Here is a 15,270-nt window from a genome sequence, read left to right on the forward strand (position 1 = left end):
CGGAACCTGTATGAGTCTCAACGGTCTGGTCGACGCAGTCGCAGCCGACAGCGCGCTGGCTGAGGCGGTCCAGGCCGCGGTCTCCGGATCGCGGCCCCATGTGGACCTGGTCGGCCCGCCGGCCGCCCGCCCGCTGGCCGTGGCGGCGCTCGCCGCCAAGGCGCAGCGCACGGTCCTCGCCGTCACCGCCACAGGGCGGGAGACCGAGGACCTGGCGGCCGCGCTGCGCTCCATGCTGCCGCCCGACACGGTCGTGGAGTACCCGGCGTGGGAGACGCTGCCGCACGAGCGGCTGTCCCCCCGCAGCGACACCGTCGGCCGCCGGCTGGCCGTGCTGCGGCGCCTGGCCCACCCGCGCGCCGACGACCCGACGGCCGGACCCGTCCGGGTCGTGGTCGCCCCGATCCGCTCCGTGCTGCAACCCCAGGTCAAGGGCCTCGGCGACCTGGAGCCCGTGGCACTGACCAGCGGCGGCAGCGCCGACCTCGGCGCGGTCGTCGACGGACTGGCGGCAGCCGCCTACGCGCGGGTGGAGCTGGTCGAGAAGCGCGGCGAGTTCGCGGTGCGCGGCGGCATCCTCGACGTCTTCCCGCCGACCGAGGAACACCCGCTGCGCGTGGAGTTCTGGGGCGACGAGGTCGAGGAGATCCGCTACTTCAAGGTCGCCGACCAGCGCTCCCTCGAGGTCGCGGAACACGGCCTGTGGGCACCGCCCTGCCGCGAGCTGCTGCTCACCGACGAGGTGCGGGCGCGCGCGGCCGAGCTGGCCGTCGAGCACCCTGAGCTGCGCGAACTGCTGGACAAGATCGCCGAGGGCATCGCCGTCGAGGGCATGGAGTCGCTGGCCCCCGTGCTGGTGGACTCCATGGAGCTGCTGCTCGACGTGCTGCCCGCCGGGTCGATGACCGTGGTGTGCGACCCGGAGCGGGTGCGGACCAGGGCCGCCGACCTGGTGGCCACCTCGCAGGAATTCCTCGAGGCGTCCTGGGCGGCGTCGGCGGGCGGCGGCCAGGCGCCGATCGACCTGGGCGCCGCCTCGCTGTGGCCGATCGCCGACGTCCGCGACCACGCCCGCGAGCTGGGCCTGCCGTGGTGGTCGGTGAGCCCCTTCGCCGCCGACGAGGCCGACGAACTCGACGGCGACACCCTCAAGCTGGGCATGCGCGCCCCCGAGCTCTACCGCGGCGACACCGCCCGGGCCCTCGCCGACACCAAGGGCTGGATCGCCGACGGCTGGCGGACGGTCTACGTCACCGAGGGCCAGGGCCCGGCCGCCCGGGTCGCCGAGGTGCTGGCGGGCGAGGGCATCGCGGCCCGGCTCGACCTGGAGCTGGCCGACCTCGCGCCCTCCGTGGTGCACGTCGCGACGGGCTCGATCGAGCACGGCTTCATCGACCCCGCGCTGCGGCTCGCGGTGCTGACCGAGACCGACCTGTCGGGGCAGCGGTCCACCACCAAGGACATGGGGCGGATGCCGTCCCGGCGCCGCAAGACCATCGACCCGCTCACCCTGGTCGGCGGCGACTACATCGTGCACGAGCAGCACGGCGTCGGCCGCTACGTGGAGATGGTGCAGCGCACCGTCCAGGGCGCCACACGGGAGTACCTGGTCGTCGAGTACGCCCCGGCCAAGCGCGGCCAGCCGGGCGACCGGCTGTTCGTGCCCACCGACCAGCTGGAGCAGATCACCAAGTACGTAGGCGGCGAGGCCCCCACGCTGCACCGGCTGGGCGGCGCCGACTGGACGAAGACCAAGGCACGGGCGAAGAAGGCGGTCAAGGAGATCGCCGCCGACCTGATCCGGCTGTACTCGGCCCGGATGGCGGCCCCCGGCCACACCTTCGGGCCCGACACCCCCTGGCAGCGCGAGCTGGAGGACGCCTTCCCCTACGCGGAGACGCCCGACCAGCTCACCACCATCGCCGAGGTCAAGGAGGACATGGAGAAGTCCGTCCCGATGGACCGGCTGATCTGCGGCGACGTCGGCTACGGCAAGACCGAGATCGCGGTCAGGGCGGCCTTCAAGGCGGTGCAGGACGGCAAGCAGGTCGCCGTGCTGGTCCCGACGACGCTGCTGGTACAGCAGCACTTCGGCACCTTCTCCGAGCGGTACTCCCAGTTCCCCGTCAAGGTGCGGGCGCTGTCCCGCTTCCAGAGCGACTCCGAGGCCAAGGCGGTGCTCGAGGGGCTCCTCGACGGGTCGGTCGACCTCGTCATCGGCACCCACCGGCTGTTCTCGTCCGAGACCCGCTTCAAGGACCTCGGCCTCGTCATCGTGGACGAGGAGCAGCGCTTCGGCGTCGAGCACAAGGAGCAGCTCAAGAAGCTGCGGGCCAACGTCGACGTGCTGACCATGTCCGCCACCCCCATCCCGCGAACCCTGGAGATGGCCGTCACGGGCATCCGGGAGATGTCCACCATCACCACCCCGCCGGAGGAGCGGCACCCGGTGCTGACCTTCGTCGGGCCGTACGAGGAGAAGCAGATCGGCGCCGCCATCCGGCGTGAACTGCTGCGCGAGGGCCAGGTCTTCTACATCCACAACCGGGTCGAGTCCATCGACCGGGCGGCCGCCCGCCTGCGGGAGATCGTGCCCGAGGCGCGGATCGCCACCGCCCACGGGCAGATGGGCGAAGCGGCCCTCGAGTCGGTCGTGGTCGACTTCTGGGAGAAGCGGTTCGACGTGCTGGTCTCCACCACGATCGTGGAGTCCGGCATCGACATCGCCAACGCCAACACCCTGATCGTGGAGCGCGGCGACACCTTCGGCCTGTCCCAGCTGCACCAGCTGCGTGGCCGGGTCGGCCGCTCCCGTGAGCGCGGCTACGCCTACTTCCTCTACCCGCCGGAGAAGCCGCTCACCGAGACCGCGCACGAACGGCTCGCCACCATCGCGCAGCACACCGAGATGGGCGCGGGCATGTACGTCGCGATGAAGGACCTGGAGATCCGCGGCGCCGGCAACCTCCTGGGCGGCGAGCAGTCGGGCCACATCGCGGGCGTCGGCTTCGACCTCTACGTGCGGATGGTGGGCGAGGCCGTCGCCGACTACCGCTCCGCCCTGGAGTCCGGCGGTGAGCCGGAGGAGACGCTGCTCGAGGTCAAGATCGAGCTGCCCGTCGACGCGCACGTCCCGCACGACTACGCGCCCGGCGAGCGGCTGCGGCTCCAGGCCTACCGCGCCATCGCGGCCGCCAACTCCGCGGAGGACGTCACCGCCGTCCGTGAGGAACTGGTCGACCGCTACGGCCCGATGCCGGAGCCGGTGGAGAACCTGCTGCTGGTGGCCGGGCTGCGGATGCTGGCCCGCAAGGTCGGCGTCACCGACATCACGCTCCAGGGCTCCAACATCCGCTTCGGCCCCGTCGAGCTGCGAGAGTCGCAGGAGCTGCGGCTGTCCAGGCTGCACCCGCGCGCCGTCCTCAAGCCCGCCGCCCACCAGGTGCTGGTGCCCCGGCCCGGCTCCGCCCGCATCGGCGGCAAGCCCGTGGTCGGCCGCGAACTCCTCCAGTGGACCGCCGACTTCCTGACCACCATCCTCGGCACCTGACCCCTTCCCCCTGCTCAGCCGTCGCCCCGCCCGGCGACCGCCATCCCGCCCGCGGTTACAGTGCGGGCGTGACGATCACCGGTGCGGGGACGAACGTAAGGCCGCTGGCCCCCGGGCAACGCGCCCGGCTGCTGGTCGGCGACATCGACGGCGGCGAGCCCCGGCTGGTGTACGAGACCGCGGACAGCGCCCTGGAAGCGCCCAACTGGTCGCCCGACGGCCGCTGGCTGGTCGTCAACCAGGACGGCCTGCTGCTGCGGATCCCCGCCGAGGCCGCCCACGGCGACGGGGACCACGGCGACGGTGTGCTGCCCGAGGTCATCGACACCGGCGGCATCACCGACGCCAACAACGACCACGTGCTCTCACCGGACGGAGCCACCGTCTACCTGTCGGCAGGCGACGGGCACATCCACGCGGTGCCCTTCGCCGGCGGCCCGGCCCGCCGGGTCACCAACGACCGCGCCCCCGGCCCCTTCCGGCACTTCCTGCACGGCGTCTCACCGGACGGCCTCACCCTGTCCTACGTCGGCGTCGAGCCCTACGGCGGCGACGAGTGGGGCTACCGCAACATCTTCACCCTGCCGTCGGCAGGCGGCCCCGACACCCGGCTGACCGACGGCCCGGCTCCCGCGGACGGCCCGGAATTCACCCCGGACGGCGGCTGGATCCTCTTCAACTCCGAGCACGGCGCCGACGTCCCGGGCCACGCCCAGCTCTTCCGCATGCGCCCGGACGGCTCGGAGCTGACCCGGCTGACCTCGGACGAGCGCGTCAACTGGTTCCCCCACGCCTCGCCCGACGGACGGCACATCCTCTACATCAGCTTCCCGCCCGGCACCGAGGGCCATCCCGCCGACCGCGATGTCGTCCTGCGCCTCCTGGACTCCGCCGGCGGCCCTCCCCGCGACCTGCTCGCCTTCTTCGGCGGCCAGGGCAGCCTCAACGTCAACAGCTGGTCCCCCGACAGCCGCCGCTTCGCCTACGTCGACTACCCGGTCGACGGCCCCCAGCACAGGGGATAGCCCGCGCAGGGGATAGCCGGCGCAGGGGATAGCCGGCGCAGGGAATGGCCCGCGCAGGGAATGGCCGGCGCAGGGTTGACCAGGCGGGGACGGACGGGGCGCAGGATCCGGCAGACCCTAGTTGCGGCGCAGGATCACGTAGCCGTCCTGGTTGGCGATCTGCGTGTACGTCGAGCCCGGGTGCAGTTGTGAGCCGTAGGTCGTCGGGTCCGGCACCCACCCGCTGGAATTGTCGATCGCGATGTACTGCGGCACCACTCCGGCCGTGCCGCCGACCCAGTAGACGGTGGTGCGGTGGACCAGCCGGCTGATCGGCCCGACGTTGGCCTCGACGGTGGCGCCGTCGGGTATCAGGTCGAGCACCTTCTCGACCGCCTTGGTGCGCGCATCGACCTTGTAGGTGTCGGTGTGGCTGAGGGACGCCAGCGGCAGGGACAGGGTCAGCGCCATCGCCGCCCCGACCGCCGCGGCCGGCACCCCGGACGCGTACGACCGCAGCCACGGCTGAGGGCTCTGCCTGGCCCGGGCCGCCGCGTCCACAAGCGCCAGGAAGATGATCGGCATCAGCACCGCGCTGTAGTGCCAGGCCGTGCCCCAGTTCTCCGGGTAGTGCGAGAGGAACCGCCAGCCGACCGTCGGCAGCGCCGCCACGATCAGCGGCGACCGCAGCGCCAGCAGCCCGCTGGTCGGCAGCAGCAACCACAGCAGGGTGCGCACCGCGGTGCCGAACGGGATCCGCCCGGTCATGGTGCCGTCGCCGTTGATGTGGTTGAACGCGTCGTATCCGGGGCCGTGGAAGGCGGGGATCAGCACTCCGAGGGCCAGCGCGGCGGCCGCCACCCCGAAGCCCATCAGCCCGATCGCCCATGGTCCGTAACGCTGCGCGTCGCTCAGCGGCGCCTCCACCTGCTCACCCCCTTCCGGTGTGCTGCCATGCTCCGCGCCGTCGGGGTCCGCCGCGTCCGCCGCGGCGCCGCCGGCCGGCTTCTGCCCGCCGGGCGCGGTCGCCTGCGCCGGGACGGACGCCCCGGGCTCCCCGGACTCCCGGGTGCGCCACCAGACGATCGCGCCGATCGCCGAGGCCGTGACGCCCATGTCCTCCTTGACCAGCACCAGCGGCAGCGCCCACCACATCGCCGCACCCCAGCGCTTGCGGATCACCGCTTCCAGCGAGAAGGCCAGCAGCGGCATCGCGAAGGCGACCTCGTGGAAGTCGAAGTCGACCGCCCGCTGCACTCCCCACGACAGCCCGTACGCCGCGCCCACGGCCAGCCCGCGCCCCCGGCCCAGCAGCAGCCCGGCGCACCGGGTCACCGGGACCACCGACAGCGCGAACAGCAGCGCCTGGGCCACCAGCAGCGTGGCCGGAGTCGGGAAGACCCGGTAGAAGGGGGCGATGAGTGCGGTGATCGGGCTGAAGTGGTCGCCGAGCGCGTTGAACCCGGGGCCCTTCAGCGGGGTCGTCGGCGCCTGCAGATGCGCGTAACCGCGCACGGCCTGCTCGAAGATGCCCAGGTCCCACGACATCGTCAGCATCCGGCGATACCGGGTCAGCGACAGCAGGACGTAGGCGACGAAGAACACGGCGCCCAGCAGGTACGGATCGGGCCGCACCCCCGCCGCCCGCAGTCTCAGCGCCGCGAGGCCGCTGGAGCCCGGCAGGGCGGCGCGCGGCGCGGCCTCGCCGCTGTGCTGCGGTATGACGGCCTCGGCCCTGTCCATCGTCGTCCTCCCGAGGAAGCGGGGTCGGGGTCTGCCGGAAAAGATACGGGACGGGACTGTCCTTGCGGGACCCATGGTGACCACCCGGCCTCCGCCTCCCCGGCCCGGCGGCCCCCGTAGCCCCTCCCGGTCCGGCCCCGACCGCCCCGCCCGCCCCTCCGCGGGCGGGCCGGGCAGCTGCGGTCCTGGCAGGTCGCGGCGGTCAGGCGGTCTTGGCCCAGGTGCCGCAGCCGGAGGTCTTGAAGTAGGCGTCACCGCTGGTGATGGTGACCACGGCCGCCCCGGTGACGTTGTCGTTCGCGGCTATGGAGTCCACGTCGTGCAGGGCGTCCTTGTCGCGCTCCCAGTAGCAGGTGTCGCCGCCCTTGGCCTTGTAGGTGCCGGCGACTATGTCGGTGCCGACCTTGTACATGCCGTCGCCCATCGACGTCTTGGGCGCACCGGCCTTGTCCGCGCCGGCCACGAACCAGTCCTTGCAGTCCGTCGAGGTGAAGATCTTGTCGGTCTTCTTGATCGTCACGTAGCTGCTGCCGGCGACCGTGTCGTTGGAAATGATCGAGTCGGTGGAGCCCTTGGCGTCCTTGTCCCGCTCCCAATAGCACATGCCGTCGTCGTTCCCACTGGACTTGTAGGTGCCGGGCTGGATGTCGGTGCCGACCTGGAAGGTGCCGTCGCCCTTGAAGGCCGCCTTCGCCCCGGGCTTGTCCTCCTTCTTCTTCGCGGGCGCCGACGCGGGAGCCGAGGAGGCGCCGGCGGTCGCCTTGCCCGCGGCCGGAGCCGAGGAGCCGGTCGACGAGGCGGAGTCGTCCGCGGGGCCGCAGGCCGCCGTGCCGATCGCGAGGACGGCGGCGACGGTGCCCGCGGCGGCGAGGCGGACGAGAGACAGCTTGGACATGGGATTCCCCCCTGTGCTCGGCGGGCCTCGATGGCCCTGTGAACCGTTGCCACCATGACAGCATCTTCTTGTGAACCGAGTCAACACCGATTCTCGAACGAGTGATGTTCACGTCGTGAAGGGGTCCGACCACGATCGCTGGGTATGCTCGCAACCACGCAGACAGGCGTCGCGGACGAACCGGGGGAAGGAGAAGACCGTGCCCGAGCACGCGAGCGAGGTGACAGCGGCGGGAATCGCCAGGCTGGCCGGTGTCGGAAGGGCCGCCGTCAGCAACTGGCGCCGGCGGCACGACGACTTCCCCAGGCCCGTCGGCGGGTCCGACACCAGCCCCACCTATGAGCTGTCAGCCGTCGAGCGCTGGCTCCACGAGCAGGGCAAGCTTCCTTCCGTACCGCTGCACGAGCGGCTGTGGCAGCGCGCCGACAGCCACCCCGACGGCGTGCCGGCCGCGCTGCGCATCGCGGGATCCCTGCTGATGCTCTTCCAGGAGGACCCCCGCCTCCAGATCAGTTACAGCGCCGCGACCGACGACGAGCTCGCCGCACGCCTGCCGGCGGACATGGAAGCGGTACTGGCCGCGAGGTTCGGAGCCGAGCACCCGGTGCGGCTGCCGGACAGCCTCGACGAAGCGGTCCCCCTGCTGCGCACGACCGCGAAGTTCGCCCAGGACACCGGCCCCGCCCAGACCTACGAGTTCCTGTTCGGCCGCTATCTGGACGCCAACCCCCGGCAGTTCACCCTCACCCCGCAGGGGCCGGCCGAGCTGATGGCCGCGCTCGCGGGCGAGCGGCCCGGCAGCGTGCTCGACCCCGCGTGCGGGAGCGGAGCCCTGCTGCGTGCCTGCGCACCCACCGCGTCGGTGCACGCGCAGGAGATCGACCCCGAGCTCGCCTCCCTCACCGCGCTGCGGATCGCGATGGCCACCGATCCGGCCGTCCGAGTCCGGGTCGCCTCGGGGGACAGCCTGCGGGAGGACGCCTTCCCCGAGGACTCCGTCGACACCGTGCTGTGCCACCCGCCGTTCAACGAGCGCAATTGGGGCCACGACGAGCTGGGTTACGACGCGCGCTGGGAGTACGGATTCCCGGCCCGTACCGAGTCGGAGCTCGCCTGGCTGCAGCACTCCCTGGCCCATGTGCGCGACGGCGGCACCGTCGTGATGCTCATGCCGCCGGCCGCCGCGTCGCGCCGCTCCGGCCGCCGGGTGCGCGCCGACCTGCTGCGGCGCGGCGCGCTGCGCGCCGTCGTGGCGCTGCCCGCGGGCGCCGCCCCGCCGCACGGACTGCCGCTGCACCTGTGGGTGCTGCGCAAGCCGGAGCCCGACCGGCGTCCGCCGGCGGAGCTGCTGCTGTTCGACGCCGCCGGGATACCGGGACACGGAGCGGAGAAGGCGCCCTGGTACGCCGTCAGCGCCGCCGCGATCGAGGCATGGACCGCCTTCGACGGGCACGGGGCGGTGCCGGACCGCCCCGGGGTCAATCGCACCCTGCCCGTGATCGAACTTCTCGACGACGACGTGGACGTGACCCCCGCGCGGCACCTGCCGCCGCCGGCCGCGGAAGGCGGCGCCGCCGCGCTGGAGTCCGTCCGGGACCGGCTGGCGATGACCCTGCGCCGCACCGCGGAGATAGCGCCCGCACCCCCGGCGGCAGGCGAGCCCGCCCGCTGGCCGACCACGACGGTCGGCGAACTCGCCAGGGCCGGCGCGCTGCTGATGCGCGCGGGCGGCGGGGGCACCGCTCCCGCGGACGGCTCGGCCGCCGCCCGCGCGGTGCTGACCGAGCACGACGTGGTCGCAGGCGGCGACCCGACCGGCCTGCTCCCGCCGGGCCGCCCGGACGGCTCCGTCGAGGAGCCGGTGGTGGTCGAGGAGGGCGACGTGGTGGTGCCGGTCCTCGGCGGCGGCGCGGTGGCCCGGGTCGTGGACGCCGCCTCGGCCGGCGCGGCCCTCGGGCGCAACGTGTATCTGCTCCGCCCCGACACCTCGGCCCTCGACCCGTGGTTCCTCGCCGGATTCCTGCGCGGCACCGCCAACAACCGCCAGGCCAGCAGCTTTGCCTCGACGTCCACCCGGCTCGACGTGCGCAGGCTGCAGGTGCCGAGGCTGCCGCTGGCCGACCAGCGGCGGTACGGCGAGCGCTTCCGCACGCTCGCCGCCTTCGAGGAGACGCTGCGCCAGGCGACCCAGCTCGGCGACCTGCTGGTGCAGGGCCTCTACGACGGGCTGACCGACGGCACGGTGCGTCCCGGGTAGTTGTCCACAGGCCCTGGCGGAAGGGGCGCCGCCTGTCCTTTGCGGCCGATACGCTCTCGACTAGTCATCCGCTTCGACGACCAGGAGCACCAGATGTACGGCCCCGGCATCGCCCCGCCGCAGCCCCGTCCCGCCGGTCGCGGGGTGGTGATCTGGCTGCGCGTGATCTTCACCGCCCTGCCGGTGCTGTCGCTCGGCTTCCTCGCGTGGGGCTCGCTGCTGCGGCTGGCAGTGGTGCGCCGACACCCGCTGGACTGGGCGCTGATGGTGCTCGACATCGTGGCGATCATCATCGGCTACACCCTGGTCGGCCTGGCGCACGACAACACCGACAGCTGGCAGTCCAACGCGGGCACGCTGACCGTGCTGGTGTGCATGTTCGGCACCCCCGCCTACTTCCTCGTGATGGACATCAGGCGCAAGGACACCCGCCCGGCCGGCTACGCGATGCCCACCGGCTACGCGCCGCAGAACCCGTACGCAAGCTCGTACGGCCCGACACCCGGGCCGATGCACGGGGGCCCGGTGCACGGCGGCATAGCGCGGCCCGCGCCGATGCAGACCCAGTCGCCCATGCCGGCGCAGACCTCGATGCCGACGCCGACCCCCGTGCCCGAGCAGACCCCGCCGCCGGCACAGCCGCAGCCGCGGATCAACCAGGTGCGGGCGGAACTCGACGAGTTGAGCGACTACCTCCGCAAGGAGGAGGGCCGATGATCGGTCGGCTCATCGCCGGCCGGTACGAACTGGCCACCGTCATCGGCCAGGGCGGAATGGGCCAGGTGTGGACCGCCTACGACCGCCGCCTCGACCGTCGGGTCGCAGTGAAGCTGCTGCGGCCCGACAAGGTCGCCGACGGCGCCGACGTCGACGAACTGCGCCGGCGGTTCGACCGGGAGTGCCGGGTCACCGCCCAGGTCGACCACCCGGGCCTGGTGACCGTCCATGACGCGGGGGCGGACGGCGACGAGCTGTATCTGGTGATGCAGTACGTGGAGGGGGCCGACCTCGGCGACCACCTCGCCGAGCACGAGCCCTATCCCTGGCCGTGGGCGGTGGCGGTCGCGGCCCAGCTGTGCGCCGTGCTGTCCGCTGTCCACGCGGTGCCGATAGTCCACCGCGACCTCAAGCCGCGCAATGTGATGGTCCGGCCGGACGGCACGCTCACCGTGCTGGACCTGGGAGTCGCGTCGGTGATGGACACCGACACCACCCGGCTGACCCACACCGGTTCGCCGATCGGCAGCCCGGCGTACATGGCGCCCGAGCAGGCGATGGGCGGCGCGGTAGGCCCGCGTACCGACCTGTACGCGCTCGGCGTGCTGCTGCACGAACTGCTCAGCGGGAATGTCCCGTTCGCCGGCACCACGGCGCTCGGGGTGCTGCACCGGCACCTGTACGAGGCGCCGGTTCCGTTGCGCCTGCTGCGCCCTGAGGTGCCGGAGCCGCTGGAGTCCCTGGTGCTGCGGCTGCTCGCCAAGGACCCGCAGCACCGGCCGGCGGGAGCCCAGGACGTCTACCGCGAACTGGCCGCCCTGCTGCCGCCGCCGGGGTCCGGGCACCGTGCGCCCGGCCCGCTCGACCCGACGCGGCCCTTCCTGCGCCCGCAGGCGCCCTGGCCCGACCAGGCCACCGCGGCGCCGCCCACCGTGCCTCCGCCGACGCCCCCCCGCCCCGCGCACGCGCCGAAGGGCGCCGACCTGGCGACGGCGGTCGACGAGGTCAAGCGGCTGCTCGACGCGGGCCGGATCACCCAGGCCGTCGACCTGCTCGGCGGCATCATCCCGGCCGCAGCGGAGAAGCACGGCGAGCACTCGCCGGTCCTGCGCGCCCTGCGCAAGCAGTTCGCGGCGACGCTGATGGAGGACGGGCAGTACCGCAGGGCGCTGCCGGAGTTGCGCCGCCTGTCGGACGAATTCGCCTCGCAGTACGGCGGTGCCGACCGCCAGGCTCTGCAGTTCCGCTACGAGGCGGCGCAGTGCCTGGAACACCTCGGTGACCCGCGGGCCGCGCTGTCCGAATACCGGGTGCTGCTCCCGTACTTCGAGCGGTATTCCGGCACCAGCCCCGGCACACCGCTGGACATCCGCCGCAGGACCGCCCATCTGCTGCTGTCCGTCGGCGACCGGGCCGCCGCCCACGACGTCCTCACCCGGCTGCTCTACGACGCGGGCCGGGTGCACGGCCTGCACCACCCCTTCGTCGCCGAGATCCAGCGGACGCTGGCCTGGCTCGGCCAGGTGCAGGGATAGCGGCAGGGCCCGCGACACGGGTGGGGGGACGGCCGGAAGGCCGGGACCGGTTCACTCGCGGCGCAGCACCACGTAGCCGCCGGCGTCCGCGACGGTGGAGTAGCGGGTCCCCGGGTGTAGTTGCACGGCGTAGCCGACCGGGTCCTGGAGCCAGTGGGAGCGGTTCTCGAAGGCCAGGTAGTCCGGTGCGAGGCCGCCCGTCTGCCCGACCCAGTAGACGGTGGTGCGCCGCACCAGACGGCTCAGCGGCCCGACGTTGGCCTCCACCGTCGCGCCGTCCGGGATACGGGTGAGGGCCTTCTTCGCCGCCCTGGTGGGGCCGTCGACCTGGTAGGCGGCCCGGTGGGTCAGGTCGGCCAGCGGCAGCTGGGTGCTCAGCGCGAGGGCGGCGCCGAGCATCACGGCAGGCAGCGCGCGGGCACAGGAGCGCAACCACTGCGGTGTCCGGCGCCGGCCGGGTGCGGCGGCCCCGATCGCCGCGGCGCGGTCCACCGCGGCGAGGAAGACCACGGGCATGAGGACGGCGTTGTAGTGCCAGGCGGTGCCCCAGTTCTCCGGGTAGTGGGACGCGAAACGCCAGCCGAGCGTCGGCAGCACGACCAGCAGCAGCGGCGAGCGCAGCGCGAGCAGCGCGCCGGCAGGCAGCAGGATCCACAGCAGCGTGCGCAGCGCGGTGACCGGCGGGACATGGCCGGAGAGCGCGCCGTCGCCGTTGATGTGGTTGAGCGCGTCGTAGCCGGGGCCGTGGAAGGCGGGGATGAGCCAGCCGACCTCCCAGGCCGACGCGACGGCCCCGAAGACGGCGAGGCCGAGCGCCCAGGCGCGCACCCGGCCGCCGCCCTTGGGGCCGCGCACCGTGGCGTGGCCGGCCCGCAGCCAGACCACGGCACCGATCATCACGACCGCGGCGCCCATGTCCTCCTTGACCAGCACCAGCGGTACCGCCCAGGCCAGCGCCGTCCGCCAGCGCCGCCGCAGGACCGCCGCCAGCGAGAAGGCGACCAGCGGCACCGCGAAGGCGATTTCGTGGAAGTCGAAGTCGACCGCCCGCTGCACCCCCCAGGACAGCCCGTAGGCGGCGCCGACCGCCAGTCCCCGGCCGCGGTCGAGCAGTTGCGCGGCGGTGCGCGCCACCGGCACCACCGAGAGCGCGAACAGCAGCGCCTGGGCCACCAGCAGGGTCACCGGGGTCGGGAAGAAGCGGTAGAAGGGAGCGATGAGCGCGGTGATCGGGCTGAAGTGGTCGCCGAGCACGTTGAAGCCCGGTCCCTTGAGGTCGGCGACGGGCGCGCGCAGGTGGGCGTAGCCGCGTACGGCCTGCTCGAAGATGCCCAGGTCCCACGACATCGTGTCGAGGCGGCGGTAGCGGGAGAGCGAGAGCGCGCAGTAGAGGGCGAGGAAGGCCGCGGAGAGCAGCCACGGGTCGAGGCGGGCCGGCAGCCGCCACCGCCACCGCCGGGCCGCGGTCGCCGAGGCCGGTGCGCCCTTCCCCTCCTCTGCGATCGCCGCGACCGCCATGTCCGTCGCGCCACCCGCGTCCGCCGCCCCACCCGCGTCCACCGCGGTCGCCGGGGCCCCGGCGACGGACGCGGCGGTCCACCGCGGGGTCGCGGCGCCGTCCCGCGGGCCCGGCTCCTGGGCCGGCAGTACGGCCTCCGCCCTGTCCCTGTCGCCGTCCATGCGCGGGTCTCCCTTCGCGTCGGCCGCCCGGCCATGCTTCGCAGCTCGCCCGTTTCGCCCCGGTTCGGGGTGTTCCCAGCTTGACGATGACCGGGGCCGGTCCGACCGCGGCACGCCGACGTTGATCCGGTCGCCGCAGCCGGCGGCAGGAGGCGCCTTCCGGGAGCCGTAGTCTCCGCCGGTGGGGGAAGGCAGTTGACGAACTGTTTTTCCGCTCGTCATCCCGGCCGCCGCACCCGGTCCGGGTCGACCTGTCCCCCACCCGGTCCCGGAACCTCCGGCCGACCCTTGAGAGGCGAAGATGGCGCAGACGTCGCACACCCACCCCGGGGCCACCCGCACCCTGGTCTGCACGGCGGTCCTCGCCGTCGCGCTGGGCGGCACCCTGGCGGGCTGCAAGGACCCGACGGAAGGCGCCGCCACGGGCAGCGCCTCGCCGCCAGGAGCCGGTGCCCCGGGCGGCCACGCCGGCAAGGGCAGCGCGCTGGCGGCGGTCGGCGGGCTGACGGTCAAGGGCCGGGCGCCGAAGACCGGTTACTCGCGCGAGCGCTTCGGCCCCGCGTGGTCGGACACCGACCACAACCACTGCGACACGCGCGACGACATACTCAAGCGCGACCTGCGCCAGACGACTTTCCGCGACGGCGCCAAGAAGTGCATCGTCACCTCGGGCACCCTCTCCGACCCCTACACCGGCACGCACATCACCTACAAGCGCGGGGCGAGCAAGGTGGACATCGACCACGCGGTCGCCCTGTCCGACGCCTGGCAGAAGGGCGCCCAGCAGTGGTCCGACGACAAGCGGACGGATTTCGCCAACGACCCGCTCAACCTGCTGGCAGTCGACTCGTCCACCAACCGCCGCAAGAGCGACGGTGACACCGCCACCTGGCTGCCGCCCAACACCGGCTTCCGCTGCGCCTACGTGGCGCGGCAGGTGGCGGTGAAGAAGAAGTACGGCGTGTGGGTGACCTCGGCGGAGCGCGACGCGATGAACAAGGTGCTCAAGGGCTGCCCCGACGAGCCGCTGCCGACCGGCTGACCCGGCTTCCGGCGGGCCGTGGCGCGACTCCTGACGCGTGTCCGGGCGGCGGCTGTGCGGATCCTGTTGGCCGTAGTGCTGGATATCGGCGCCCCGGGATCAATATCCTCGTGCTCGATCATCACATCAGCATCGTGAGGCTTGTTCCCTGCCGGGAGGCACCCATGGTCCGCCGCCGCACCGCCGTCTCGATCGCCGCAGCCGCGCTGCTGCTGGCATCGCCCGCTCTCACCGCGTGCGGGTCGGGACCGGCGCAACCGGGCGCCGCGGCCGTGGTCGGCGATCAGAAGATCACCGTGTCGACGCTGCAGAGCAAGGTCAACGAGGTGCGGGCGGCGCAGGCCGCCTCCCCGCAGGCCGCCCAGATGGTCTCCGCGGGCGGCAAGCTGTCGACCCAGACGCTGAGCATGCTGGTGCAGAACACCGTCATCGAACGGGCCGCCGCCGACGCCGGGGTGACGGTCAGCGACGGCGAGGTGCAGCAGCAGTACGACGCGGCGCTCCAGCAGTTCGGCGGGAGCAAGGAGGCGCTCGACGCCACGCTGCTCCAGCAGTACGACATCGTGCCGGCCGGGGCGGAGGGCTTCTTCCGCACGAACGCTCTGGTCGGCAAGCTGATCGTGAGCCTGGGCTTCCAGCCGGGCAGCGACGGCGGGCAGACCGCGGTCGTGAGCGCCATCTCCAAGACGGCGCGCGACCTGGGCGTGAAGATCAACCCGCGGTACGGCGCCTGGGACTCGAAGAAGGCGATCATCGGCGACGCCACCGACCCGTGGGTGGTCGACAGGACGTCGAGCGCGGTGGCGCCGGCGGCGTGACGCGGTTGTCCGAGGCCCGCGGTACGTTC

Annotated in this window: 10 protein-coding genes; 7 read left to right on the top strand and 3 right to left on the bottom strand. The window is 73.1% G+C overall.

Going from position 1 to position 15,270, the window contains the following annotated elements; genetic code table 11:
• Window positions 1–10 precede the first annotated feature (10 nt).
• On the top strand, window positions 11–3,550 hold the full coding sequence (gene mfd, locus ACGFMP_RS22170) for a transcription-repair coupling factor (protein ID WP_393674514.1): 3,540 nt from the start codon (window positions 11–13) through the stop codon (window positions 3,548–3,550).
• 68 nt (window positions 3,551–3,618) lie between these two features.
• Entirely contained in the window at window positions 3,619–4,575 is a 957-nt protein-coding gene (locus ACGFMP_RS22175) for a TolB family protein (RefSeq protein ID WP_393674515.1), read from the top strand.
• A 117-nt stretch (window positions 4,576–4,692) separates the two neighbouring features.
• Here ACGFMP_RS22175 and ACGFMP_RS22180 read toward each other — a convergent pair whose 3' ends face one another.
• Together ACGFMP_RS22180 and ACGFMP_RS22185 are read right to left on the bottom strand one after the other, a co-directional pair.
• Window positions 4,693–6,297 (bottom strand): DUF2079 domain-containing protein, encoded by a 1,605-nt coding sequence (locus tag ACGFMP_RS22180; RefSeq protein ID WP_393674516.1) that lies wholly within the window; start codon window positions 6,295–6,297, stop codon window positions 4,693–4,695.
• Between the two features lie 202 nt (window positions 6,298–6,499).
• Window positions 6,500–7,192 carry a hypothetical protein gene (locus ACGFMP_RS22185; RefSeq protein WP_393674517.1) on the bottom strand — a complete coding sequence of 231 codons (693 nt, stop codon included), beginning with the start codon at window positions 7,190–7,192 and terminating at the stop codon, window positions 6,500–6,502.
• Between the two features lie 199 nt (window positions 7,193–7,391).
• On the opposite strand from ACGFMP_RS22185, the gene ACGFMP_RS22190 reads away from it, so the two are divergent.
• The 3 genes from ACGFMP_RS22190 to ACGFMP_RS22200 all read left to right on the top strand — a co-directional run bounded on the left by ACGFMP_RS22190 (window position 7,392) and on the right by ACGFMP_RS22200 (window position 11,701).
• A complete protein-coding gene (locus ACGFMP_RS22190; RefSeq protein WP_393674518.1) occupies window positions 7,392–9,449 on the top strand; it encodes an N-6 DNA methylase in 2,058 nt (685 codons plus the stop codon).
• Between the two features lie 93 nt (window positions 9,450–9,542).
• Entirely contained in the window at window positions 9,543–10,166 is a 624-nt protein-coding gene (locus ACGFMP_RS22195) for a hypothetical protein (protein ID WP_393674519.1), read from the top strand.
• On the top strand, window positions 10,163–11,701 hold the full coding sequence (locus ACGFMP_RS22200) for a protein kinase (protein ID WP_393674521.1): 1,539 nt from the start codon (window positions 10,163–10,165) through the stop codon (window positions 11,699–11,701). The genes ACGFMP_RS22195 and ACGFMP_RS22200 overlap by 4 nt, the downstream gene beginning before the upstream one ends.
• Before the next feature lie 51 nt (window positions 11,702–11,752).
• On the opposite strand, the gene ACGFMP_RS22205 is transcribed toward ACGFMP_RS22200, so the two are convergent.
• Window positions 11,753–13,219, bottom strand: a complete 1,467-nt coding sequence (locus ACGFMP_RS22205; RefSeq protein WP_393674651.1) for a DUF2079 domain-containing protein — start codon at window positions 13,217–13,219, stop codon at window positions 11,753–11,755.
• 463 nt (window positions 13,220–13,682) lie between these two features.
• On the opposite strand from ACGFMP_RS22205, the gene ACGFMP_RS22210 reads away from it, so the two are divergent.
• Together ACGFMP_RS22210 and ACGFMP_RS22215 are read left to right on the top strand one after the other, a co-directional pair.
• The gene (locus ACGFMP_RS22210; protein WP_393674523.1) at window positions 13,683–14,423 is read left to right on the top strand and encodes an HNH endonuclease family protein; all 741 of its coding nucleotides are present in this window, start codon (window positions 13,683–13,685) and stop codon (window positions 14,421–14,423) included.
• 164 nt (window positions 14,424–14,587) lie between these two features.
• Complete coding sequence (locus tag ACGFMP_RS22215) at window positions 14,588–15,241, top strand: SurA N-terminal domain-containing protein (RefSeq protein ID WP_393674524.1); 654 nt, start codon at window positions 14,588–14,590, stop codon at window positions 15,239–15,241.
• Window positions 15,242–15,270: the final 29 nt, after the last annotated feature.

It is taken from the genome of Streptomyces sp. NPDC049040, from assembly GCF_043197715.1.
Classification (GTDB): Bacteria; Actinomycetota; Actinomycetes; order Streptomycetales; family Streptomycetaceae; genus Actinacidiphila.

Coding starts and splice junctions, on each gene's coding strand:
- ACGFMP_RS22215 (WP_393674524.1), top strand. CDS start 14,588: ATGGTCCGCCGCCGCACCGCCGTCTCGATCGCCGCAGCCGCGCTGCTG.
- ACGFMP_RS22205 (WP_393674651.1), bottom strand. CDS start 13,219: ATGGCGGTCGCGGCGATCGCAGAGGAGGGGAAGGGCGCACCGGCCTCG.
- ACGFMP_RS22195 (WP_393674519.1), top strand. CDS start 9,543: ATGTACGGCCCCGGCATCGCCCCGCCGCAGCCCCGTCCCGCCGGTCGC.
- ACGFMP_RS22180 (WP_393674516.1), bottom strand. CDS start 6,297: ATGGACAGGGCCGAGGCCGTCATACCGCAGCACAGCGGCGAGGCCGCG.
- ACGFMP_RS22185 (WP_393674517.1), bottom strand. CDS start 7,192: ATGTCCAAGCTGTCTCTCGTCCGCCTCGCCGCCGCGGGCACCGTCGCC.
- ACGFMP_RS22210 (WP_393674523.1), top strand. CDS start 13,683: ATGGCGCAGACGTCGCACACCCACCCCGGGGCCACCCGCACCCTGGTC.
- ACGFMP_RS22200 (WP_393674521.1), top strand. CDS start 10,163: ATGATCGGTCGGCTCATCGCCGGCCGGTACGAACTGGCCACCGTCATC.
- mfd (WP_393674514.1), top strand. CDS start 11: ATGAGTCTCAACGGTCTGGTCGACGCAGTCGCAGCCGACAGCGCGCTG.